The sequence below is a fragment of the Poseidonocella sp. HB161398 genome (genome assembly GCF_005870025.1).
GTDB lineage: Bacteria > Pseudomonadota > Alphaproteobacteria > Rhodobacterales > Rhodobacteraceae > Mangrovicoccus.
Genome location: NZ_VATA01000023.1, coordinates 61,396 through 82,265, shown reverse-complemented (window position 1 = coordinate 82,265; position 20,870 = coordinate 61,396). Strand labels below are relative to the sequence as shown.

Here is a 20,870-nt window from a genome sequence, read left to right as displayed (position 1 = left end):
CCGGGCCCCCGGGTCGGGCGCTGTGCTGTTCACGCGAGTTTTCAGAAAGTTACATAATCGGCCGTCCTGGATCCGTGATTGACCCGAAATTGCAACCGGTGGTAGTTTTCCCTTCCAAGGAAACACCCGATTAGACAGTTCGGTATAATGGATTTGAGACCAGTCGCTTCCGGGAACAGCACTGCGTGCGCCGCAGCATCGCAGCACGCCGCGAGCCGCCCCAGCCTGATCATAATCGAGCCGGATGCCGGCATTGCCGAGGTTCTCGCCGCCTTCGGCGACTCGCATGGCTGGGCCTGCCGGGTCTTCGCCGATAGCGGGTCCATGGCGCTGGCGCTCCGCGACGGGGACGAACCGGTGCTGCTGCTGATCGACGCCGACCTGATCCATCCCGAATGCGAGGGTGCGCTGGCGGCGATCGCGGCGCTGCGGCGGCCGATGCGGCTGCGCTTTGCCACGGCGCTGAACGGCGCCCATGTGCTGACCGCCAGCCTGATGGCGCGGGCGCGCGACCTCTCGGTCGGGCCGAGCCTGATGAAGCCCTTCAGCCCCGAGGCGATCAACCTCATGCTCGACCGCGAGCGCGCGGAGCTGGAGCGCATCTGACCCACCGCGCTTGGCCCGGCAAGCCATGCGTCAGGCGCAAGGCAGATTTTCCGAAGGACCTCTTGCGATTCTGCACCTGCAATCGCATATCTCTCTCACCGCACGGCGACGTGCGAAAGAGTTTCCATTGGCTCCTCCTCCTCCCTGAGCCTTGGAATTGCGCGGTGGCCCCTCCTCCTCCCTGGGCCGCCGCGCTTCTTTTTTTTCCGGCATGCCCATCTTGGAACCTGCACAGGCGCAGCCTGCGGCTGGCGCGATTTGGCCATGCAATGGATGCAGGTCTGCCGCCCCGGAGGGCGGCAGCAACCGGCCTACATCTGCGAGGGCAGCAGCAGCACGATCCCCGGCACCGCGATGAGCAGCGCGACGCGCAGCACGTCCATCGCGACGAAAGGGCCGAGCCCGCGGAAGATCGTCTTCAGCTCCACGTCCTTGACCACCGAGCGCAGCACGAAGGCGTTCATCCCGACCGGCGGGGTGATGTAGCTGATCTCGGTGATGACCACGACGAAGACGCCGAACCAGATCAGGTCGAAGCCCTGCGCCGCCACCACCGGATAGAAGATCGGCACAGTCAGCATGATCATCGACAGCCCCTCGAGCACGCAGCCCAGCACCAGGTAGATCGCCAGGATCGTCAGGATCACCGGCACCGGCCCGGAGCCGAAGACCGTCACCAGCGCCTGCATGTCCGCCGTCATCCCCGAGAGGTTGACGTAGTTGGTGAAGGTCAGCGCGCCGAAGAGGATGAAGAACATCATCGCCGTGGTCTTCGCCGTGTCGAAGAGGGTCGCGACCATGCCCGCCAGCGTGAACTTGCCCGACAGGAGCGTCAGCAGCAGCGCGCCGGCCGCGCCCATCCCCGCGCTCTCGGTCGGGGTGAAGACGCCCAGGTAGATGCCGCCCATCACGAAGACGAAGAGCACCAGCGCCCCGGCCGTGCCGCGCAGCGCGCGGAGCCGCCCGGCCAGCGGCAGCTTCGGCTCGGTGGCCAGCGCGATGCCGCGCATCTTCACCGAGATGGCGACGGCGGCGGCATAGCCCAGCACGCCGATGATCCCGGGAATGATGCCCGCCAGGAAGAGCTTGCCGATATCCTGCTGGGTCATGATCCCGTAGAAGACCAGGATCACCGAGGGCGGGATCAGGATGCCCAGCGTACCGCCCGCGGCGATCGAGGCGGTCGAGAGGTCGTCGGGATAGCCGAAGCGGCGCATCGAGGGCAGGGCGATCTTCGACATGGTGGCCGCCGTCGCCATCGAGGAGCCGCAGACCGAGGAGAAGCCGCCGCAGGCGATCACCGTCGCCATGGCGAGCCCGCCCTTGCGGTGGCGCAGCCAGGCATGGGCCGCGTCGTAGAGATCGCGCGCGATGCCCGACTGGACGACGAAATTCCCCATCATCAGGAAGAGCGGCAGCACCGACAGGTTATAGGCGCGGCCCTGCTCGAAGAAGGTCGTCGACAAGAGCGACAGCGCGGGCGTCCAGCCGATGACCGCCGCCGTGCCGAGGACGCCGATGGCGGTCAGCGCGAAGGCGATCGGCATGCCCAGGAGCACCGCCGCGAAGAAGACGCCCATGCCGACGGGCCAGGAGGCGAGGAAGTCCATCGATCAGGTCCTGAGGCTGCGCGCGAGGTCGCGGATGGCGACATAGAGGGTCACGGGCACCGAGGCGGCGGTGCAGACCGCCGTGCCGTAGGCGAAGGGCGCCACCGGGATGCGCAGCGAGTTGGTCACGGAATTGTAGCCCGCGATCTGCGCGCCGTGCAGCCAGAGCCGCCAGGCCACCACCCCCAGCACGGTCGCCGAGACCAGCGCCAGGGCCGCCTTGCGCCAGGGCTGGACCCAGTCCGGGAAGGCCGAGACCAGGAGGTCGACCGTGACCTGCTCGTCATCGAGGCAGACCGCCGGCAGGCCGAGGAAGATGACCGAGACCAGGAGCAGCTCGGTCAGTTCCGTGGCGCCGTTGAGCGGATGGTTGAAGAGGTAGCGGCCGAGCACGTCGACCACCGTCAGCCCCATCATCGCCAGCAGGATCGCGCCGCAGAGCCCCGCCAGCAGGCGCCGGGGCCAGAGCGCATGGCCCGGCCCGGGGGACATCGCCGCCCCGGGCCCCCGCGCCATCGGATCGGCGGGGCTCTGCGTCATTCGGCTTCGGCCTTTGCGATCTCGTCGCGGAACATCGCCAGCGCGGCATCGGCATCGACGCCGGTCTCGGCCAGTTCGGCCAGCTTGGCGTCGACCACCGGCTGCAGCGCCGCCGTCCAGGCGTCGATCTGCGCGTCGGTGGCGGGGGTCACGGCCAGCTTGCCCTCCATCGCCTCCAGCCCCTTGGCATCGGCGCGATCCCACATCTGCCCGGCCATGCGCGCCAGCGCCTCGCCGGTCACGCCGTCGATCGCGGCCTGGTCCTCGGCGCTCAGGCTGTCCCATTTCGCCTTGTTCATGACAATGTAGAAGGAGGTGTTGTAGAGCCCGCCTGGCACCGAGATGCCTTCCTTCAGCTGCGGGATCAGGCCGAAGAAGTTGACGGATTCATAGGGGAAGAGGATGCCGTCGGCGACGCCCTGGCTCAGCAGCTCGTAGGCCTTGGAGGAGGGGCCCTCGACCGGCACGGCGCCCAGCGTGGTGGCGACCTCGTGGACGATGCCGCCGCCGACGCGCAGCTTGGTCCCGGTCAGCACGTCCGGATCGGCCACGTCGCCCTCGCGGATGAAGATCTCGCCCGGGCCATGGGTGAAGACCGCCAGCACCTTGACTTGGTCGTATTCGCCCGCGTCCTTCAGCATCGCGTCCCAGGTGCGCCAGTAGGCGACCGACATGGCCTCGGCGCTGTCGCCGAGGAAGGGCAGCTCGGCCAGGTTGGTGGTCTTGAACCGGCCCGGCGAATAGCCCTGCACGCCGAAGGTGATGTCGGCGACGCCGTTGACCGCAAAGTCGAAATGCGCCGGCGGCGGGCCCAGCGGGGCGGGCAGGATCATCGGCGCGACATTGCCGCCGGTGGCCTCGCTGATCTGCTCGGTCATCGGCACGATCACCTCGGAGACCAGCGGATGGGAGGGCGGCAGCCAGTTGGCGACGGTCAGCTTCACTTCCGCCTGGGCGGGAAGGGCAAAGGCGAGGGCGAGGGCCGCGGGGGCCAGCCGGGTCATGGTCATGGATGTTTCCCTGTTGAATTGAATCTGTCGTCTGGCGCCGACGGTCGACCCTTCGGCCTTTTCCCGCGGCGCCGCATCCGTATCCCGGCGGCCCTTGTGCCTGGCCTTGCCGGATTTGCGGGCAGATGCTTCCAGCGGGGCATCTCGCCTGCAAAAAGGGCGGGCCGCGAAGCCCGCCCGGACGACTCAGGCCGCGCCGCGGTCCCGCTTCATCTTGCGCACCATCGCGTCGAAGAGCAGCTCGGCGAAGCGCGCGCCATCGACCAGCCGCTTGGCATCATTGGCGCATTTCTCCTTGATCTCGGCGGGCAGCGGCGTGTTCGCGCCGGGCAGGCCATTGGCGGCGCACTGGATCTCGGCGGCGCGCTGCACTGTCCAGAGCAGCATGAAGGTGCGCGGGATATCCGCCTCGCAGACTGCGATGCCGTGGTTGCGCAGCACCAGCACGTGCCTGTCGCCGAGCGAGGCCAGCATCCGCGCCCGTTCCTCGTCATAGAGGGTGATGCCCTCGAAGGCGTGGTAGCCGACCCGGCCGAAGAGCTGCGCGCCGTAGAAGCTGTCATGCTCGAACCCGCCCTCCTTCAGCGTGATGGCGCTGATCGGGGTGGTGTGGGTATGGGCGACGCAGCCGACATCGGCGCGGTGCTCGTGGATCACGCCATGCAGCGCGAAGCCCGCGGGGTTCGCGTCAAAGGGGCTGTCCTCGATCTTGCGGCCGTCGACGCCGACCTTGAGGAGGTTCTCGGGCGTGACCTCGTCGTAATGCAGCCCGAACGGATTCACCAGATAGGCATGGCCCTCGCCCGGGACGCGCACCGAGATGTGGTTGAAGATCAGCTCCGTCCAGCCGAGATAGCTGACCAGATGGTAGAAATCGGCAAGCTGCACGCGCAGCTCCGCCTCGGTCTTCGCCTGCGCCAGCTCGGGGGTCTGGAGGGTCATGTCGGTCTCCGGATCAGGCGGCGCGGCGGGCGGTCAGATCCGCCAGCAGGCGCCGGGTTTCGGGCATGGGGATACTGCGCGCGGCGGCCAGTTCCAGCGGCGCATGGACGATCGGCGCCAGCTCCAGCGGCCGCCCGGCCTCGGCGTCCTGCAGCATGGAGGTGCGGAAATCGCCCGCCCGGGCCAGCTTTGCGCCGAGCCCGTCCGAGACATCCACTCGCGCGCCCCAGGCCGCGGCAAGCGCCTCCAGCTCCTGCGCAAGCGCGGTGGCGCGGGCGAGGCTGGCGGGATTGGCGGCGATCTCGGCCAGCGTCTCGCCGGTCAGCGCCGAGAGCGGATTGGTCGCCAGGTTCAGCCCGAGCTTCTGCCAGACCAGCGGGCGGACATAGTCGGCGCGGTCGACGGCAATGCCCGCCGCGTCGAGCGCATCGGCCAGGTCGACCGGCCGCGGCCCGTCGGGCACCGTCGGCCCGAGCGCCAGCTGGTGGGGAATGGTCGAGACCAGCCCGCCATCGCCGAAGGAGGCCGTCATCATCGTGACCGCGCCGACGATCTGCTCGAAGGGCACCATGGAAAGGAGCCTGCCGCCGGGATCGACCGCCTCGACGGCATGGCCGAGATCGTCGAAGAACCACCAGGGGATGCCGTTGACCAGCGGGATCACCCGCGTCTGCGGCCCGATCCCGGCCAGGTTCTGGCGGATCGCCGGTTCCAGCGCGGCCGCCTTGACGCAGAGGAACAGCGCGTCGGCCGGTTCCTGCAGCGCGGTGGCCACGGCCGGGCGGGCATGATGCGCCCCCGTGAGGTCGGCCAGGCGGATGCCGTCGCGGGCGATCTCGTCCAGGCGCGCGCCGCGGGCGACGAGCGTCACGTCGAGCCCGGCCCCGCAGAGCCGCGCGGCCAGGACCGAACCGATGGCACCGGCGCCGATGATGGCGATGCGAGGCGGGGTCATGTCTGTGCGCTCCCGTATTAACGTGATTATTCATGTATTCCGGCTGGAACCGGTCCTGTCCACGATTATTTGCCGTGCGGCGGCGGAAAAAGCCGGCGCGGCCGGGCGCGGCGGTGAAGGCGCGGGCAGTGCCCGAAGCCTGCCGCCTAAAGATTAATGTAGATGCAAATCATCCCGGCCGGACCGGGAGACAGGGCCGTGCAGGCAGAAAAAAGCCCCGCGCCGGGACCGGACGCGGGGCAGGCGGACACCCTCCTGACGGTGAGGGATCTCAGGCGGGCCGGACCTTGATCTCGCCGCCGAGCACCTGGCACTGGCAGGCGAGGCGCTCGTCGCGGGCGGCCATGTTCTCCTTCAGGACGCGCTGCTCCAGGACCGAGGGCTCGGTCAGGTTCTCGGCGCCGGACTCGATCCTGGTCAGGCAGGTGCCGCATTCGCCCTCGCGGCAGCCATAGGTGATGCCGGCCCCGACTTTCTCGGAGATCTCGATGATGCGCGTGCCCGAGGGCACGTTCACGGTCAGCGCCACGTCGGAGAAGGTCAGCTTTGCAGTGGCCATGGCAGGCTCCTTTCAGGGTCAGAGGGAGGCGAAATCGATCTCGCGCGGCTCCGCGGTTCCGGTGAGATGGGCCGAGAGCTGGCGGCCGAAGCCGCGGCAGTCCTCGAGCTCGGGTTCGGTCGGGTGGAGCTTGATGCGCAGCCCCTTCACCGGGACGCGCATCTTCAGCCCCTGCAGGCGGCTCTCGACCATGGCGACGGCCTCGCCGGTCCAGCCGTAGCTGCCGAAGGCGCCGCCGAGCTTTCCCTTGGTCTCGATATCGACGAAGGAGGCCAGCAGGTCCCAGACCGTCTTGACCGCATCGCCGTTGATCGTCGGCGTGCCGAGCACGATGCCGTCGGCCTCCTCCACGAGATCGACGAAGGGGGCGACCTCGCCCACCGCCAGATCGAAGAGCGAGACCCGCACATCGGCATTCTCCGCCGCGCCCTCGGCCACCGCGGCGGCCATCTGCGAGGTGGCGCCATAGGCGCTGACATAGAAGATCAGCAGGGTCTTCTGCGCGACTTCCGAGGCCAGCCGCTTGGTCACGAGGCGGCGGTAATGGGTGATGTACTCGCGCGGGTGGCTGCGCAGCACCGGGCCGTGGGCGGGGGCGATCATCGCGATCTCGAGGGGCTCGATCAGGTCGAGCGCATCGGAGACATGGCGGCGGAAGGGCCGCATGATATGGTCGAAATAGTATTCGAACGAGAAGCGGAAATCGCCCACCGCGTCGTTGAAGAGCCGCTCGTCGCAGAAATGGCAGCCCATCAGGTCGCAGGTGAAGAGCAGCCCCTCCTCCTCGAGATAGGTGCATTGCGTCTCGGGCCAGTGGACATAGGGCGTGGTCAGGAAGCGCAGGCTGCGGTCGCCGAGCGAGACCGTGTCGCCGGTGCGCACGCGGACCACTTCGTAATCGGCAAACTCGTCCTTCAGCAGCGCGCGCAGCATGTCGAGCCCGCGCGGGGCGACATGGATGCGGGCCTGCGGCGCGCGGCGCAGGAGCTCGGCCACGGCGCCGGTATGGTCCGGCTCGAGATGGTTCAGCACCAGCGCGGTGATCTCCTCGTAGCGCGCCACCTGCTCGAGCCGCTCGAAGAAGGCGCCTGCGAACTCGGCCTTGACCGTGTCGATCACCGCCACGCCTGCGCTGCCGCGGACGGTATAGGCGTTGTAGGTGGTGCCGTTGGCGGTGCGCAGGATCACGTCGAAGACCCGCAGTCCGGGATCGAGCGCGCCGGTCCAGTGGACGCCCGGCGCCAGCTCGACGGGCGAGCCGGGTCCGGGGCGGGCAAGCGTGATCGCGGATGGCACGGGCGGGACTCCCTGGCGGCTGCGGGGCTTTCGGAGGACCGAGCATGCGCCGTGCCATCTCCGGCCCGGCGGGGTCCGGGCGGGCTGCGGGTCCGTGCGGCTGACAAAATGTCGGAAATCCGACAGCGCCCCGTCCCGGGCGCCCCTCGCGCTGTCGCTGGCGCCCCCTCGCCCCGGCCCTCTCCCCCGCCAGGGGAGAGGGAGTCCGCGCGTGGCGGCCCGGCGCGGGAGATGGCACGTCCCGTGCTTGGATAGCCCCAGACCGCGCCCCGCCACCACTGGAGAGCCGATGGAAGACTATCTGATGATCCTCCTGGGCACTGCCCTCGTGAACAATGTCGTCCTGGTGAAATTCCTCGGGCTCTGCCCGTTCATGGGCGTCTCGCGCAAGCTCGACGCCGCGATCGGCATGGGGCTGGCGACGACCTTCGTGCTGACCCTGGCCGCGGCCTCCTCCTGGGTGGTGGAGACGCTGCTCCTGCGGCCGCTCGGGCTGGAATTCCTGCGCATCCTTTCCTTCATCCTGGTGATCGCCGCCATCGTGCAGTTCACCGAGATCGTCATCCGCAAGGTCAGCCCCGGGCTCTATCGCGGGCTGGGCATCTACCTGCCGCTGATCACCACCAACTGCGCGGTGCTGGGGGTGGCGCTGCTGAACATCCAGGAAGAGCACGATTTCGCCCAGTCGCTGCTTTACGGCTTCGGCTCGGCGGCGGGATTCACGCTGGTCATGGTGATCTTCGCCGGCATGCGCGAGCGCATGGCCCGCACCGCCATCCCCGGGCCGTTCCAGGGCCCGCCCATCGCCTTCATCACTGCCGGCCTCCTGTCCATGGCCTTCATGGGCTTCGCCGGCCTCGTCGCCAATTGAGGACGCATCCATGATCGCAGCCATCGCCTCCATGTCCGCTCTCGGCCTCGGCCTCGGGGTCGTGCTCGGCGTCGCCGCGCGGAAGTTCCATGTCGAAACCCCGCCGATCGTCGACGAAATCGAAGAAGCCCTGCCGGGCACCAATTGCGGCCAGTGCTCGTTTCCCGGCTGCCGCGGCGCCGCCGAGGCCGTGGCCGGGGGCACGGCGCCGGTGACGCTCTGCCCGCCGGGCGGGCGCGAGACCGCGATGAAGCTGGCCGGCATCATGGGCGTCGATTGCGGCGGCGGCGCGGATGCCGGCGGCTTCGTCGAGCAGGAGCCGGTGGTCGCCTTCATCTTCGAGGACCACTGCACCGGCTGCACCAAGTGCTTCAAGCGCTGCCCGACCGACGCGATCATCGGCGCGGCCAAGCAGATCCACACGGTGGTCAACGATGCCTGCATCGGCTGCGAGGCCTGCGTGGAGGTCTGCCCGACCGAGGCGATCATCCTGCGCGGCAAGCCCCGCAGTTTGCGCAACTGGCACTGGCCGAAACCCGACGCCTATGATCCGGCAGCGTGAGGAACAGGACATGAAGCTCTTCTCTCTCGACGCCCTGAAACGCTCCACCGGCGTCTTCGCCATCAAAGGCGGCATCCATCCCGAGACCCGCAAGTACCTGACCGCGGAACGCCCGGTCGAGAAGATGCCGGTGCCCTCGATCCTGCGCGTGCCGCTGCAGCAGCATATCGGCGCCCAGGCCGAGCCGCTAGTCAAGCGCGACGACCGCGTGCTGAAGGGCCAGCTGATCGGCCAGGCGCGCGGGCCGGTTTCGGCCAATGTCCATGCGCCGACCTCGGGTCGCGTTCTGGCGGTGGGCATGTTCGCCGCGCCGCATCCGAGCGGCCTGCCGGTGATGACCGTCACCATCCGCCCGGACGGCAGGGACGAATGGGGGCCCCGCCTGAAGCGGCTGCGCCCCGAGGAGGCGACGCCCGACGAGATCGCCGAGCGGGTGCTCGAGGCGGGGATCGTCGGCATGGGCGGCGCCACCTTCCCCTCGGCGGTCAAGCTGGGGCTGGGGCGGAAATACGACCTGCACACGCTGGTCATCAATGCCGCCGAATGCGAGCCCTACCTGACCTGCGACGACCGGCTCTTGCGCGAGCGCGGCGAGGAAGTGGTCGACGGGATCGCGATGATGGCCAGGGCGCTCGGCGTCGGCCGGGTGATCGTCGCAATCGAGGCGAACAAGCCCAAGGCGATCGCCGAGATGCGCCGCTACATCTTCGCGGCCGCCCCCGAGGCCAGCGTGGTGGCGGTGCCGACGCTCTATCCGATGGGCTCGGAGAAGCACCTGGTGCGCACGGTCCTCGGGCTCGAGACGCCGGCCCGGGCGCTGACCGCGGAGCTGGGCGTGATCGTCCATAACGCGGCGACGGCGCATGCGGTCCACAAGGCGGTGCGCTATGGCGAGCCGCTGGTCAGCCGCTTCCTGACGGTCTCGGGACGCGGCGTGGCCGAGCCGAAGAACCTCGAGGTGATGATCGGCACGCCGGTCTCGGAGATCCTCGATTTCTGCGGCGGGCTGAAGGGCGAGCCGGACCGGCTGCTGCTGGGCGGGCCGATGATGGGGATGCCGATCCGCTCGGTGCGGGTTCCGGTGATCAAGGGCACGAACGGGGTGCTGGCGCTCGAGCGCTCGGAAACCCGGCCGGAGCAGTCGATGCCCTGCATCCGCTGCGCGGGCTGCGTCACCGTCTGTCCCTGCGGGCTGACGCCGCTGGAGCTGCAGGCGCGGATCGGCGCCGAGGATCTGGAAGGCGCGGTCGATATCGGGCTGATGGATTGCGTCGCCTGCGGATCCTGCTCCTATGTCTGCCCGTCGAACATCCCGCTGGTGCAGAGCTTCAACTACGCCAAGGGCAAGCTTGCGGCGCAGCAGAGCCAGAAGCACCAGCAGGAGGAGACCAAGCGCCTGGCCGAGGCCCGCACCGCGCGCGAGGAGGCCGTCGCGGCGGCCAAGCGCGCGGCGATGGAGAAGCACAAGGCGATGCAGGCGGCCAAGAAGAAGGCCGCCGAGGAGAAGAAGCGCAAGGAGGCCGAGGCCGCCGCGGCGGCGGCAGCGGCGGAACCGGGCCCGGCCGGGGAGGCTCCGGCTGTTCCGCCGGAGCGGGACGGGCCTGCGGGATCGAAGGAGGCTGCGGAATGACTGCCGGACACGCCATCGTCTCGGGGCCCCATGCCCATTCGCGCCTGACCGTCGGCAGCACGATGGTCATGGTGATGATCTGCCTGCTGCCCGCGACGGGCATGGGATTCTACCAGTTCGGCTGGCCCGCGGTGCTGCTTTTCGCAGTGACCGTGGCGAGCGCGGCCGGGTTCGAGGCGGCCTGCCTCCTCCTGGCGCGGCGCCCGCTGGAGCGGTTCCTCTTCGACGGCTCGGCGGTGCTGACCGGCTGGCTTCTGGCCATGACCCTGCCGCCCTGGGCGCCCTGGTGGGTCGGCGTCGCGGGCAGCTTCATCGCCATCGTCATCGGCAAGCAGGTCTTCGGGGGTCTGGGGCAGAACCTGTTCAACCCGGCCATGGTCGCCCGCGCGATGCTGCTGATCGCGCTGCCGGTGCAGATGACCACCTGGGTCCTGCCCGAGCCGCCGGGCACGGCCGGGGCGCCGGGCTTCCACGAGGCGCTGGCGATCACCTTCGGCGCCGCGCCGCAAATCGACGCCTATACCGGCGCCTCGACGCTGGGCTTCGTCACCGCGCAGCTCGACGGCGGCGCGACGCTGGAGACGATCCTGCCGCAGACATTCAGCCTGCATGACCTCTTCATCGGCCATGTCGCCGGATCGCTGGGCGAGACCTCGGCGGTACTGCTGCTGGCGGGGGGGATCCTGCTGATCCTGGCGCGGGTCGTCACCTGGCACATCCCGGTCTCGGTGCTGGGCGGGGCGGCGGCGCTCTCGGGCGCGCTCTGGCTGGCCGATCCCGCGCATTTCCCGTCCCCGGCCTGGCATCTGGGCTCGGGCGCGATGATGCTCTGCGCGTTCTTCATCGCCACCGACTACGTCACCTCGCCGCTGACCCTGACGGGGCAGCTGATCTACGGCGCGGCGATCGGCGTGCTGATCGTGCTGATCCGCACCTTCGGCAGCTTCCCCGAGGGCGCCGCCTTCGCGGTCCTCCTGATGAACGCCTGCACGCCGCTTCTCGACACCTATATCCGTCCGCGCATCTTCGGCCGCGACCGCAGGGGCAAGCCGCTTGCGATCAAGGGGGACAAGGCATGAACGCGCTCTCCGCGAGGCTCTCGGCCTTCCGCGAGGCCCCGGCCGCCCATGGTGTGCTGCTGGCGCTCTTCGCGCTCTTCACCGCGCTGGTGCTGGCGATCTCCGACGAGCTGGCCCGCGGCCCGATCGCGGACCGCGCCACCGAGGATCTGAATGCCTCGCTGGTGCAGGTGATCCCGGACGGGCTGCACGACAACGACCTGGCCTCGGACCGGATCGAGGTCATGGACGGCGCGGCGCCGGTCACGGTCTACCAGGCGACCCGGGACGGAAAGGTCACCGCCGCCGCCTTCGAGCGGGTGGGCTACGGCTATGGCGGCGCGATCAAGGTGCTGATCGGGCTCGACCCCGAGGGCGCGATCCTCGGCGTGCGGGTGCTCGCCCATGCCGAGACGCCCGGGCTGGGCGACAAGATCGAGACCGCCAAGGACGACTGGATCCTCGGCTTCGACGGCCGTTCGCTTGGCGATCCGGCGCCCGAGGACTGGAAGGTCAAGCGCGACGGCGGGGTCTTCGACCAGTTCTCGGGCGCCACCATCACCCCGCGCGCGGTCGTTGCGGCCGTGAAGGGCGGGCTCGAGTTCTTCGCCGCCCATCGCGATGAAATCCTGACCCCGAAGGAGGCCAGCTGATGTCGGTCTACGGACAGATCGCCCGCAACGGGCTCTGGGACAACAATATCGTCTTCGGCCAGCTACTGGCGCTCTGCCCGCTGCTGGCGGTGACCGGGACGGCGACGAACGGGCTCGGCATGGGGCTGGCGACGCTGGCGGTGCTGGTCATGTCGGGGCTGGCCGTGTCGCTCCTGCGCGGCGCGATTACGCCCGAGATCCGCATCCCCGCCTTCGTGCTGATCATCGCCTGCATCGTGACGGTGGTCGACATGGCGCTGAATGCCTGGGTGCATGACCTGCACAAGGTGCTGGGGCTCTTCATCCCGCTGATCGTCACCAATTGCGCGATCCTCGGCCGCGCCGAGGCCTTCGCCTCGCGCCGCGGCGCGCTGCAATCGGCCCATGACGGGCTGATGATGGGGCTGGGCTTCACTGCGGCGCTGGTCGTGCTGGGCGCGGCGCGCGAGATCCTCGGCTCGGGCACGCTCTTCGCCAATGCCGACGTGCTGCTCGGGGATGCCTTCGGCTTCCTCGAGATGACGCTGATCCCGGATTACGGCGGCTTCCTGATCCTGATCCTGCCGCCCGGGGGGTTCATCATGCTGGGCTTCCTGCTGGCGCTGAAATCGATCCTCGACAAGCGCGCCGAGGACCGCGCGGGCGATCCGCTCGACGCCCGGATCGAGAAGGTTTTCACCGCCGCGGGCGTGCTTAAGCCCGACACCAGGGGAGAAGAGGCATGAATGTCGGCGTCGCCTTTGCCAAGCAGTCGGCCCAGGTCTGGATGAAGATCGAGGTGCCCGAGGGCGCCACGGTGCGCGAGGTGATCGAGCGCTCGGGGCTCCTGGCGCAGTTCCCGGAGATCGACCTGGAGGTCAACAAGGTCGGCATCTTCGGCGCGGTCGCCAAGCTCGACAAGCCGGTGAAGGAGGGCGACCGGGTGGAGATCTACCGGCCGATCCATCCCGAGGCCGAGCTGCTCGACCGCAAGGACGCCAAGTAGCCCTGCGGCGGCTCAGGCCGCCGGGTCGAGAAAGGCCAGATCCTCGGGCGCGACATGGAAGGTCACCGGCGCGCCCTCGGCCACGGCCGCGCGCGGCAGGAGGAGCCGCTGCGCCAGCCCGCCGAGATCGAGCTCCAGCTCGGTCAGCGGGCCGTGGAAGACCCGGCCGGTGAGAATGCCGGTCAGGGTATTGGCGAACCCCTCGCCCTCGAGCGCGCGTTCGGGGCGCCAGCAGAGCGTGACATGGCGCGCCTGCGGCTCCATCCCGGTCACCGAGAGCTCGCCCAGGGGCGTGCGCACCAGCCAGAGCCCGGGCTCGGCCTCGCCCAGAACCTCGCCGGGGATCAGGTTCGCCGGGCCGACGAGCTCGGCGATGCGGCGCGAGCGGGGGGCGCGGTAGACCTCTTCGGGCGGGCCCTCCTGGGCGATGCGCCCGGCCTCGAGCACGTAGAGCCGGTCGGCAATCGACAGCGCTGCGGCAATGTCGGCGGTCGCGCAGAGGACCGCATGGCCCGCCTCCCGGACGAGCTGCCGGGTCTTCGCCCGGCAGGCCGCGCGCCCGGCGGGATCGGCGGGAAAGGGCGGGTCGCCGAGCAGGATCACCCCCGGCGCGGCCCCCGGCAGCGGCGGCCAGGCGGAGAAGCCGCGGCGGCGCCCCGGCAGGTCGGTGACATCTCGGCTGCCGACGAAGATGCGGCCGCCATCGGGCCGGTAGCGGCCGCGCAGCGTGCGCAGGAGCAGCCCGGCGCCGCTGTCGCCGCCGCCGATCAGGCAGGCGATCTCGCCCGGCCCGACCGCGAGCGACAGCCCGTCGAGGCGGGCGGCCTCGCCACGGAAGAGATGCAGGTTTCGGACAGTCAGGCTCGGCATGGCTCCTCCGGGTCGGTCCGGCCGAGACTGGAGCGGCCAGGTTGCGGCGGAATGTCGGCAGCGCGAAAATTCCGTGACACCGGCAGCGGTTGATCCCGGCGGCCCGGCTTGCCATGAGAGGGCGCGGCAAACGGAGGAGGGCGGCATGGCCGGGCTTTACGGTGAGGAATTCGTCAGCGCGCTGGAGCGCGGGCTGAGGACGGCGCTGCCGCAATGGGGGCTGGCGGAGGACTGTCCGCTGCGGCTGATGGCCCTGTCGGAGAACGCCACATTCCTGGCGGAGCCGCCGGACGCCGCGCCGCGGGTCTTCCGCGTGCACCGGCCGGGCTATCACGACCGGGCGGAGATCGCCTCGGAGCTCGACTGGATCGCGGCGCTGGCCGAAGCGGGCACGGCGCGGGTGCCCGAGCTCTTGCCCTGCCGCGACGGCGCGCGGATCGGCGGCTTCGCCCATGAGGACGGGACGCGGCATGTCGTGGCCTTCGCCTTCGTGCCGGGCGAGGAGCCCGATCCCGAGGGCGATCTCGCCGCCGGGTTCCGCCAGCTCGGCGCGATCAGCGCGGACCTCCATGCCCAGGCGGCGGCCTGGACGCCGCCCGCGGGGTTTCGCCGCAAGACCTGGGACTGGGAGGCGGCCTTCGGGGCGCGGCCGCTCTGGGGCGACTGGCGCGCGGCGCCGGGACTCGACGCGGCGGGGCGGGCGCTGCTGGACCGGCTGGCGGCGCGGCTGAAGGAGCGCTGCGAAGCCTATGGCCGCGGCCCGGACCGCTTCGGTCTGATCCATGCGGATCTGCGGCTGGCGAACCTGCTCGACGGGCCCGCGGGGCTTTCGGTGATCGATTTCGACGATTGCGGCTTCAGCTGGTTCGCCTACGACTTCGCCGCGGCGGCGAGCTTTCTCGAGGCCCGGCCGGTCATGCCGGAGCTGCTGGCCGCCTGGGTTGCGGGCTATCGCAGCCGCGCCGAGCTGGCGGCGGAGCATGTCGCGATGATCCCCGATCTGGTGCTTTTCCGGCGGCTCCTGCTGACGGCCTGGATCGGCAGCCATGGCGAGACGGAAACCGCCGACTGGGCCGGGCAGGAACGCTATACCGCCGGCACGCTGGAGCTGGCCGAGCGCTACCTCTGCGACGGCGCGGCGCATCTTCTGGCCGGGCCCGGGCCCGGGGCGCGACCGGCCGCGCACTGGCCAGGGGGCGGCGTTCCGCGCTAAGCCTGTGGCAGCACAGCGTCCCGGACAGACTCGGAGGATCCCCGGCTTGGAACAGAGCGACATCTTCACCGTCACCCTGAACCCGGCGCTGGATCTGGCCACTTCGGCCACGGATATCCGTCCCGGACCCAAGCTGCGCTGCACCGCGCCGAAGACCGACCCGGGCGGCGGCGGCATCAATGTCAGCCGCGCGATCCGCACGCTGGGCGGGCAGAGCCTGCCGGTGGTGGCGCTCGGCGGGGCGATCGGCGCGCAGCTGCGCGGGCTGCTGGAAGGCGAGGGCATCGCGCCGCATGTGCTCGAGGCGCCGGGCGAGACCCGGCAGAGCCTGGCGGTCACCGACCGGCGCACCGGACTGCAGTTCCGCTTCGTGATGCCGGGGCCCGACTGGGACGCGGCGGCCACCGCGGCGGCGATGGCGGCCTGCGCGGCGATGGCGGGGCAGGGCGCCTGGATCGTGCTCTCGGGCTCGCAGCCGCCGGGGGTGCCGGACAGCTTCCCGCTGGATCTGGCGGCGGCGCTGGCGCCCGGCGGCGCGCGGCTGGCGGTCGACACCTCGGGGCCGGCGCTGCGGCATGTTGCCATGGCCGAGGGCGCCCCGGCGGTGCCCGCGCTCCTGCGCTTTGACAATCTGGAGGCCTGCGAGCTGGCGGGAGAGAAGCTCCCGGGCGTGCAGGGGGCGGGCAAGTTCGCGGCCTCGCTGGTGGCGCGCGGCGTGGCGGAGGCGGTGATCATCGCCTGCGGCGCCGACGGCTCGGTGCTGGCGACGCGCGAGGCAGTCACCCATTGCCGCGCGGCACGGGTGCCCGTGGTCTCGAAGATCGGCGCGGGCGACAGCTTCGTCGCCGCCGCGGTGCTGTCGCTGGCACGCGGCGAGGGGCTGGTCGAGGCGCTGCATCACGGCACGGCGGCCGCCTGCGCGGCGGTGATGACCCCGGCCACGCGGCTCTGCACGGCGGAGGACACGGCCCGGCTGCTGCCCGAATGCCAGATCCGTCCGCTGATGCAGCACCGCTGAGCCGGGCGCCGCGAAAACCGGAAACCATTCAGGCATTGCTTGTGTTGTCCTCAGAATGAAGTATGGCGTGCGCAAGATTCTCGGGCATGGGGAGACAGCCATGAAGGACCAGCAGACCGCATCCGCGGCCACCGATCTCTACGGCGTCGGCGCCTGGGGCCAGGGGCTTGTCCATGTCCTGCCCAATGGCGACGTGGCGGTCGCGGATCCCGGCACGAACGGCTCGGCCATCCCGGTCTCGCTGCCCTCGCTGATCGAGGGGCTCAACGAGCGCGGCATCGCCACGCCGATCCTCCTGCGGGTGGAGTCGTTCCTCGATATCGGCCTGCGCCGCCTGAACGAGGCCTTCCAGGGCGCGATCGCGGCCAACGAGTACAAGGGCGAGTACCGCGGCGTCTTCCCGATCAAGGTGAACCAGCAGGCCGAGGTGGTCAGCCGCCTGGTCGAATCCGGCCGCCAGTACAATTACGGGCTGGAGGCGGGCTCGAAGCCCGAGCTGATCGTCGCGCTGGCGCAGCCGCTGGCCGAGGAAAGCCTGATCATCTGCAACGGCATCAAGGATGACGAGTTCATCCGGCTGGCGATCCTCAGCCTGCGCCTCGGCTTCCGCACGGTGATCGTGCTGGAGAGCCTGAAGGAGTTCGAGATCGTCAAGCGCGTCTCCGAAGAGCTGGGGATCAAGCCGATGCTCGGCGTCCGGGTCAAGCTGACCCAGGTCGTCACCGGCAAATGGGCCTCCTCCTCGGGCGACCGGTCGTCCTTCGGGATCGGCGCCGACCAGATCGTGACCCTGGTGGAGCGGCTGCGCGAGACCGGCTTCCTCGACTGCCTGGTGCTGCAGCACAACCACCTGGGCAGCCAGGTGCCGAACGTGATCGACGTGCGCCGCACCGTCACCGAGGCCTGCCGCTTCTATGCCGAGCTGCGCCGGATCGGCGTGCCGCTGGCCTTCCTCGACATGGGCGGCGGGCTCGGCGTCGACTACACGGGCGAGAAGCGCGCCTCGGAGAATTCGGTCAACTACACGGTGGACGAATACGCCGCCGCCATCGTCGAGACCGTGGGCTACGCGATGGACGAGGCGGGGCATCCGCATCCGACGCTGGTCACGGAGTCGGGCCGCTTCGTGGTGGCGCTGAGCTCCATGCTGATCTTCGACGTGCTCGACGCGACGCTCTACGGCGTGCCGCAGCGCCCCGACCTGACCGACGAAGAGCACCATTTCCTCCACGACATGGTGGCGATCGAGGAATACGTGAAGCCGGGCCGCCTGCAGGAATGCTTCAACGACGCGGTCTACTACCGCGACGAGATCCGCGCGCTGTTCCGCCGCGGCCAGATGGATATCGGCCAGCTCGCCACCGCCGAGCGCTGCTTCCTCTACATCCTCAAGCGCCTGCATACCGTGATCCAGGAGAACGGCGCGGGCGAGGCGCTGTCGGAGGCGCTGGAGAGCTTCGTCGACTACTACCACTGCAATTTCTCGCTGTTCCAGTCGCTGCCCGATGTCTGGGCGATCGACCAGCTGCATCCGGTGATCCCGCTGCAGCGGCTGAACGAGACGCCGACGCGCCGCGCGGTGCTGACCGACATCACCTGCGACAGCGACGGCAAGATCGACAGCTTCATCCTCGGCGACGGCATCCACAAGTCCCTGCCGGTGCATGACCTCGAAGAGGACAAGCCCTACCATATCGGCGTGTTCTTCGTCGGCGCCTACCAGGAAACGCTGGGCGACCTGCACAATCTCTTCGGCGATGCCAATGTCGTCACGGTCAGCCTGACGGGCGACGGCGGCTTCAACATCGTGCACGAGACCGAGGGCGACACCATCGCCGAGGTGCTCAGCTATGTCGAATACGATCCGGGCGACTGCCTCGACGCCTTCCGCAAGACGGTGGAACGCGCGGTGGCCAAGGGCACGGTCAATTCGGCCGAGCGCCGGGCGATGATCGCCGCCTACAAGGACAGCCTTGGCGGCTATACCTATTTCGAGTGACGCCCCGCAGGCAGGCGGCGGCCATTGGCCGTCATCCCCCTGTCAGCCAGGCATGGCATCTCTCAATCCTCGGGTCGCGCGGTCAGCCGCGCGGCCTCTCAATCTTACGCTTCACGGGAAGGAACGAGACATATGGGCAAGGTTCTGGTTGTCGGCGCCGGCGGGGTCAGCTCTGTCGCCGTGCACAAGATGGCAATGAATCCGGAGATCTTCACCGAGATCCACCTGGCAAGCCGGACGAAGTCCAAATGCGACGCCATCGCGGCGGAGGTGAAGGGCCGGACCGGGGTCGATGTGGCGACCTACGGGATCGACGCGATGGACGTGGCCGCGACCACGGCGCTGATCCGGCAGACCGGCGCGGCGCTGGTCGTCAACCTGGCTCTGCCCTACCAGGATCTGGCGCTGATGGATGCCTGCCTGGAGGCCGGGGTCGACTATCTCGACACCGCGAATTACGAGCCCGAGGACGAGGCCAAGTTCGAATACAGCTGGCAATGGGCCTACCAGGACAAGTTCAAGGCGGCAGGCCTGACCGCGATCCTCGGCTCGGGCTTCGATCCGGGCGTGACCTCGGTCTATGCGACCTGGCTGAAGAAGCACAAGCTCGACGGCATCCGCGTGCTCGACATCCTTGACTGCAATGGCGGCGATAACGGGCTGCCCTTCGCGACGAACTTCAACCCCGAGATCAACATCCGCGAAGTGACCGCGCCTGCGCGCCACTGGGAAGGCGGCCAGTGGATCGAGAGCCCGGCGATGACCACCAAGGTCGCGTTCGACTTCCCCGGCGTGGGCGAGAAGAACATGTACCTGATGTATCACGAGGAGCTGGAGAGCCTGTCGGCCCACAACCCCGAGATCGAGCGGGCGCGGTTCTGGATGACCTTCGGCGACGCCTATATCAACCACGTCACGGTGCTGGAGAACGTGGGCATGACCTCGATCGAGCCCGTGATGCACAACGGCGTCGAGATCATCCCGCTGCAGTTCCTGAAGACCGTGCTGCCGAACCCGGGCGACCTGGGCGCGAAGACCGTCGGCAAGACCTGCATCGGCGATATCGCGACGGGGCCGGCCAAGGACGGCTCGGGCGAGAAGACCTTCTATATCTACAATATCTGCGACCACGAGGAATGCTACGCCGAGGTCGGGTCGCAGGCCGTGGCCTACACCACCGGCGTGCCGGCGATGATCGGCGCGGCGCAGGTGCTTCTGGGCAACTGGAAGGAGCCGGGCGTGTGGAACATGGAGCAGCTCGATCCCGACCACTACATGGAAATGCTGAACAAGCACGGGCTGCCCTGGCAGGTGGTCGAGCTCGACGCCCCGGCGGCGTTCTGAGCCCGCCCTGCTGAAGGAAGACCGGCCGGGACGGGCATCGAGCCCGCCCCGGCCGGGCGCCTCCCCTGGGGAGGCGCGCGCCCCACTCCCGGGGCAGGGATGTCAGGAGAGGGCGGACCGGGCCGCGCGGGCGCCGGCATCGACGGCAGCGGCCATGCCGCGGACCGCCCCGGCGGCGGCATCGCCGATCACGAACGCCGCGTCGCGCAGGCTGGAGCGGCCCGCGGCATCGACCGGGCACCAGAGACCGCCATCGGCCAGGCCCGCCCGGCGGGCGATCTCGCCGGCGCCGAGACGCGGCAGGAAATTCACCACATCGGCGCGGATCTCGCCCGCTTCGGTGCCGATCCGCCCGGCGGCGGCATCGGTCCAGAGGACGCGGCCGCCCGCGCCGGCGCCGCGCCACGCCGTGCGGGCGGCCGTTTCCTCAGAGGCCCGGGCGGCGAAGGCGCGGCGGAGCGCTGCGTCCGGGGTCGCGTCGAGCACGGTCAGGCGGATATCCGGACGGGCGGCGGCCAGCGCCGCGGCGCGGGCGGCGACAAGCGCGGGATCATGCGCCAGCACCTGCGGAACGCGCAGCACCAGATTGCCGCCCGCGGGCATGGCGGCGATCTGCGCGGCGAGCCTGCGCGCCTCGCGCGCGCTGCCCCAGGCGGCGGGCCAGTCATGGCGGAGCCGCGCATCGAGCCCGTCGATCGCCTCCGGCGCAGGTGCCACGCCGGGCGCCAGGATCAGCCGGTCGAAGGCGGCGCGGCGGCCGCTGAAGAGCTCCAGCCGTCCGGCCTGCCAGTCGATCGCGGCGACATCGTCGAGGAGGAGGTCCACGCCCTGGCGGGAGAGGCTGGCGGCGTCCTCGGAGAGGGCGGGGCGGCGGAAGGCGGCGGCGGCGCTATCGGCGGGGGCGAGCCGCGCCGGATCGCGCTCGACCAGCGTCACCCGGGTGCGGGGATCGGCGGCGCGCAGCGCGAGCGCGGCGGCGATCCCGGCCGGGCCGCTGCCGACGATCATCACCGAGGCGGCGGCGCGGCGGGCGGAGACCGCCCCGGCCGCGAGCGCGGCGGCGGCAGCGGAACCGGACTGCATCAGGAAGCGGCGGCGGGTCACAGGGGTCATGGCGGGGTCTCGGCTGGTTTGAGGGGCGGTGACGGC

General features: G+C 69.9%; 21 protein-coding genes. 12 read left to right on the top strand and 9 right to left on the bottom strand.

Annotated features, from left to right (window positions below):
• Positions 1–324 precede the first annotated feature (324 nt).
• A complete protein-coding gene (locus FGX59_RS18605; protein WP_138468631.1) occupies positions 325–606 on the top strand; it encodes a hypothetical protein in 282 nt (93 codons plus the stop codon).
• A gap of 311 nt (positions 607–917) precedes the next feature.
• Here the strand turns inward: FGX59_RS18605 and FGX59_RS18600 are convergent, their stop codons facing one another.
• The 7 genes from FGX59_RS18600 to FGX59_RS18570 all read right to left on the bottom strand — a co-directional run bounded on the left by FGX59_RS18600 (position 918) and on the right by FGX59_RS18570 (position 7,518).
• Entirely contained in the window at positions 918–2,216 is a 1,299-nt protein-coding gene (locus FGX59_RS18600; RefSeq protein ID WP_138468630.1) for a TRAP transporter large permease, read from the bottom strand.
• A 3-nt stretch (positions 2,217–2,219) separates the two neighbouring features.
• On the bottom strand, positions 2,220–2,756 hold the full coding sequence (locus FGX59_RS18595; RefSeq protein ID WP_240722556.1) for a TRAP transporter small permease: 537 nt from the start codon (positions 2,754–2,756) through the stop codon (positions 2,220–2,222).
• Entirely contained in the window at positions 2,753–3,766 is a 1,014-nt protein-coding gene (locus FGX59_RS18590; protein ID WP_240722554.1) for a TRAP transporter substrate-binding protein, read from the bottom strand. The genes FGX59_RS18595 and FGX59_RS18590 overlap by 4 nt, the downstream gene beginning before the upstream one ends.
• A 186-nt stretch (positions 3,767–3,952) precedes the next feature.
• A complete protein-coding gene (locus FGX59_RS18585; RefSeq protein ID WP_138468629.1) occupies positions 3,953–4,708 on the bottom strand; it encodes a class II aldolase/adducin family protein in 756 nt (251 codons plus the stop codon).
• 13 nt (positions 4,709–4,721) lie between these two features.
• On the bottom strand, positions 4,722–5,663 hold the full coding sequence (locus FGX59_RS18580; protein ID WP_138468628.1) for a ketopantoate reductase family protein: 942 nt from the start codon (positions 5,661–5,663) through the stop codon (positions 4,722–4,724).
• Positions 5,664–5,934: 271 nt separating this feature from the next.
• A complete protein-coding gene (locus FGX59_RS18575) occupies positions 5,935–6,222 on the bottom strand; it encodes a 2Fe-2S iron-sulfur cluster-binding protein (RefSeq protein WP_138468627.1) in 288 nt (95 codons plus the stop codon).
• Positions 6,223–6,240: 18 nt separating this feature from the next.
• Positions 6,241–7,518 (bottom strand): FprA family A-type flavoprotein, encoded by a 1,278-nt coding sequence (locus tag FGX59_RS18570; protein WP_138468626.1) that lies wholly within the window; start codon positions 7,516–7,518, stop codon positions 6,241–6,243.
• 289 nt (positions 7,519–7,807) lie between these two features.
• On the opposite strand from FGX59_RS18570, the gene rsxA reads away from it, so the two are divergent.
• The 7 genes from rsxA to FGX59_RS18535 are packed head-to-tail and all read left to right on the top strand — an operon-like array spanning position 7,808 to position 13,277.
• Positions 7,808–8,389, top strand: coding sequence for an electron transport complex subunit RsxA (rsxA, locus tag FGX59_RS18565; protein ID WP_138468625.1), 582 nt, complete (start codon positions 7,808–7,810; stop codon positions 8,387–8,389).
• 10 nt (positions 8,390–8,399) lie between these two features.
• Complete coding sequence (locus FGX59_RS18560) at positions 8,400–8,951, top strand: RnfABCDGE type electron transport complex subunit B (RefSeq protein WP_138468624.1); 552 nt, start codon at positions 8,400–8,402, stop codon at positions 8,949–8,951.
• Positions 8,952–8,961: 10 nt separating this feature from the next.
• Positions 8,962–10,581 carry an electron transport complex subunit RsxC gene (gene rsxC, locus FGX59_RS18555; RefSeq protein WP_138468623.1) on the top strand — a complete coding sequence of 540 codons (1,620 nt, stop codon included), beginning with the start codon at positions 8,962–8,964 and terminating at the stop codon, positions 10,579–10,581.
• A complete protein-coding gene (locus FGX59_RS18550) occupies positions 10,578–11,660 on the top strand; it encodes an RnfABCDGE type electron transport complex subunit D (RefSeq protein ID WP_138468622.1) in 1,083 nt (360 codons plus the stop codon). Before rsxC ends, FGX59_RS18550 begins: the two co-directional genes overlap by 4 nt.
• On the top strand, positions 11,657–12,292 hold the full coding sequence (gene rsxG / locus FGX59_RS18545; protein ID WP_138468621.1) for an electron transport complex subunit RsxG: 636 nt from the start codon (positions 11,657–11,659) through the stop codon (positions 12,290–12,292). Before FGX59_RS18550 ends, rsxG begins: the two co-directional genes overlap by 4 nt.
• Entirely contained in the window at positions 12,292–13,017 is a 726-nt protein-coding gene (locus tag FGX59_RS18540) for an electron transport complex subunit E (protein ID WP_171060708.1), read from the top strand. Before rsxG ends, FGX59_RS18540 begins: the two co-directional genes overlap by 1 nt.
• Positions 13,014–13,277 carry an RnfH family protein gene (locus FGX59_RS18535; protein WP_138468619.1) on the top strand — a complete coding sequence of 88 codons (264 nt, stop codon included), beginning with the start codon at positions 13,014–13,016 and terminating at the stop codon, positions 13,275–13,277. Before FGX59_RS18540 ends, FGX59_RS18535 begins: the two co-directional genes overlap by 4 nt.
• Before the next feature lie 12 nt (positions 13,278–13,289).
• On the opposite strand, the gene FGX59_RS18530 is transcribed toward FGX59_RS18535, so the two are convergent.
• Complete coding sequence (locus FGX59_RS18530) at positions 13,290–14,147, bottom strand: TOBE domain-containing protein (RefSeq protein ID WP_138468618.1); 858 nt, start codon at positions 14,145–14,147, stop codon at positions 13,290–13,292.
• A gap of 145 nt (positions 14,148–14,292) precedes the next feature.
• Between FGX59_RS18530 and FGX59_RS18525 the strand changes: the two genes are divergently transcribed.
• The 4 genes from FGX59_RS18525 to FGX59_RS18510 all read left to right on the top strand — a co-directional run bounded on the left by FGX59_RS18525 (position 14,293) and on the right by FGX59_RS18510 (position 19,721).
• The gene (locus tag FGX59_RS18525; RefSeq protein WP_138468617.1) at positions 14,293–15,360 is read left to right on the top strand and encodes a phosphotransferase enzyme family protein; all 1,068 of its coding nucleotides are present in this window, start codon (positions 14,293–14,295) and stop codon (positions 15,358–15,360) included.
• A gap of 46 nt (positions 15,361–15,406) precedes the next feature.
• Complete coding sequence (locus tag FGX59_RS18520) at positions 15,407–16,378, top strand: 1-phosphofructokinase family hexose kinase (protein WP_171060704.1); 972 nt, start codon at positions 15,407–15,409, stop codon at positions 16,376–16,378.
• Positions 16,379–16,478: 100 nt separating this feature from the next.
• Entirely contained in the window at positions 16,479–18,377 is a 1,899-nt protein-coding gene (gene speA, locus FGX59_RS18515) for a biosynthetic arginine decarboxylase (RefSeq protein ID WP_138468615.1), read from the top strand.
• Between the two features lie 132 nt (positions 18,378–18,509).
• The gene (locus FGX59_RS18510) at positions 18,510–19,721 is read left to right on the top strand and encodes a saccharopine dehydrogenase family protein (RefSeq protein WP_138468614.1); all 1,212 of its coding nucleotides are present in this window, start codon (positions 18,510–18,512) and stop codon (positions 19,719–19,721) included.
• A 102-nt stretch (positions 19,722–19,823) separates the two neighbouring features.
• On the opposite strand, the gene FGX59_RS18505 is transcribed toward FGX59_RS18510, so the two are convergent.
• A complete protein-coding gene (locus tag FGX59_RS18505) occupies positions 19,824–20,834 on the bottom strand; it encodes an FAD-dependent oxidoreductase (protein ID WP_138468613.1) in 1,011 nt (336 codons plus the stop codon).
• Positions 20,835–20,870 lie beyond the last annotated feature (36 nt).

What these genes read in the sequence shown, in the direction of transcription:
- FGX59_RS18505 (WP_138468613.1), bottom strand. Translation starts at nt 20,834, where the DNA reads ATGACCCCTGTGACCCGCCGCCGCTTCCTGATGCAGTCCGGTTCCGCT.
- FGX59_RS18550 (WP_138468622.1), top strand. Translation starts at nt 10,578, where the DNA reads ATGACTGCCGGACACGCCATCGTCTCGGGGCCCCATGCCCATTCGCGC.
- FGX59_RS18595 (WP_240722556.1), bottom strand. Translation starts at nt 2,756, where the DNA reads ATGACGCAGAGCCCCGCCGATCCGATGGCGCGGGGGCCCGGGGCGGCG.
- FGX59_RS18540 (WP_171060708.1), top strand. Translation starts at nt 12,292, where the DNA reads ATGTCGGTCTACGGACAGATCGCCCGCAACGGGCTCTGGGACAACAAT.
- FGX59_RS18525 (WP_138468617.1), top strand. Translation starts at nt 14,293, where the DNA reads ATGGCCGGGCTTTACGGTGAGGAATTCGTCAGCGCGCTGGAGCGCGGG.
- FGX59_RS18575 (WP_138468627.1), bottom strand. Translation starts at nt 6,222, where the DNA reads ATGGCCACTGCAAAGCTGACCTTCTCCGACGTGGCGCTGACCGTGAAC.
- FGX59_RS18590 (WP_240722554.1), bottom strand. Translation starts at nt 3,766, where the DNA reads ATGACCATGACCCGGCTGGCCCCCGCGGCCCTCGCCCTCGCCTTTGCC.
- FGX59_RS18580 (WP_138468628.1), bottom strand. Translation starts at nt 5,663, where the DNA reads ATGACCCCGCCTCGCATCGCCATCATCGGCGCCGGTGCCATCGGTTCG.
- rsxG (WP_138468621.1), top strand. Translation starts at nt 11,657, where the DNA reads ATGAACGCGCTCTCCGCGAGGCTCTCGGCCTTCCGCGAGGCCCCGGCC.
- FGX59_RS18530 (WP_138468618.1), bottom strand. Translation starts at nt 14,147, where the DNA reads ATGCCGAGCCTGACTGTCCGAAACCTGCATCTCTTCCGTGGCGAGGCC.
- FGX59_RS18605 (WP_138468631.1), top strand. Translation starts at nt 325, where the DNA reads ATGGCGCTGGCGCTCCGCGACGGGGACGAACCGGTGCTGCTGCTGATC.
- FGX59_RS18510 (WP_138468614.1), top strand. Translation starts at nt 18,510, where the DNA reads ATGGGCAAGGTTCTGGTTGTCGGCGCCGGCGGGGTCAGCTCTGTCGCC.
- FGX59_RS18585 (WP_138468629.1), bottom strand. Translation starts at nt 4,708, where the DNA reads ATGACCCTCCAGACCCCCGAGCTGGCGCAGGCGAAGACCGAGGCGGAG.
- rsxA (WP_138468625.1), top strand. Translation starts at nt 7,808, where the DNA reads ATGGAAGACTATCTGATGATCCTCCTGGGCACTGCCCTCGTGAACAAT.
- FGX59_RS18560 (WP_138468624.1), top strand. Translation starts at nt 8,400, where the DNA reads ATGATCGCAGCCATCGCCTCCATGTCCGCTCTCGGCCTCGGCCTCGGG.
- FGX59_RS18535 (WP_138468619.1), top strand. Translation starts at nt 13,014, where the DNA reads ATGAATGTCGGCGTCGCCTTTGCCAAGCAGTCGGCCCAGGTCTGGATG.
- rsxC (WP_138468623.1), top strand. Translation starts at nt 8,962, where the DNA reads ATGAAGCTCTTCTCTCTCGACGCCCTGAAACGCTCCACCGGCGTCTTC.
- speA (WP_138468615.1), top strand. Translation starts at nt 16,479, where the DNA reads ATGAAGGACCAGCAGACCGCATCCGCGGCCACCGATCTCTACGGCGTC.
- FGX59_RS18600 (WP_138468630.1), bottom strand. Translation starts at nt 2,216, where the DNA reads ATGGACTTCCTCGCCTCCTGGCCCGTCGGCATGGGCGTCTTCTTCGCG.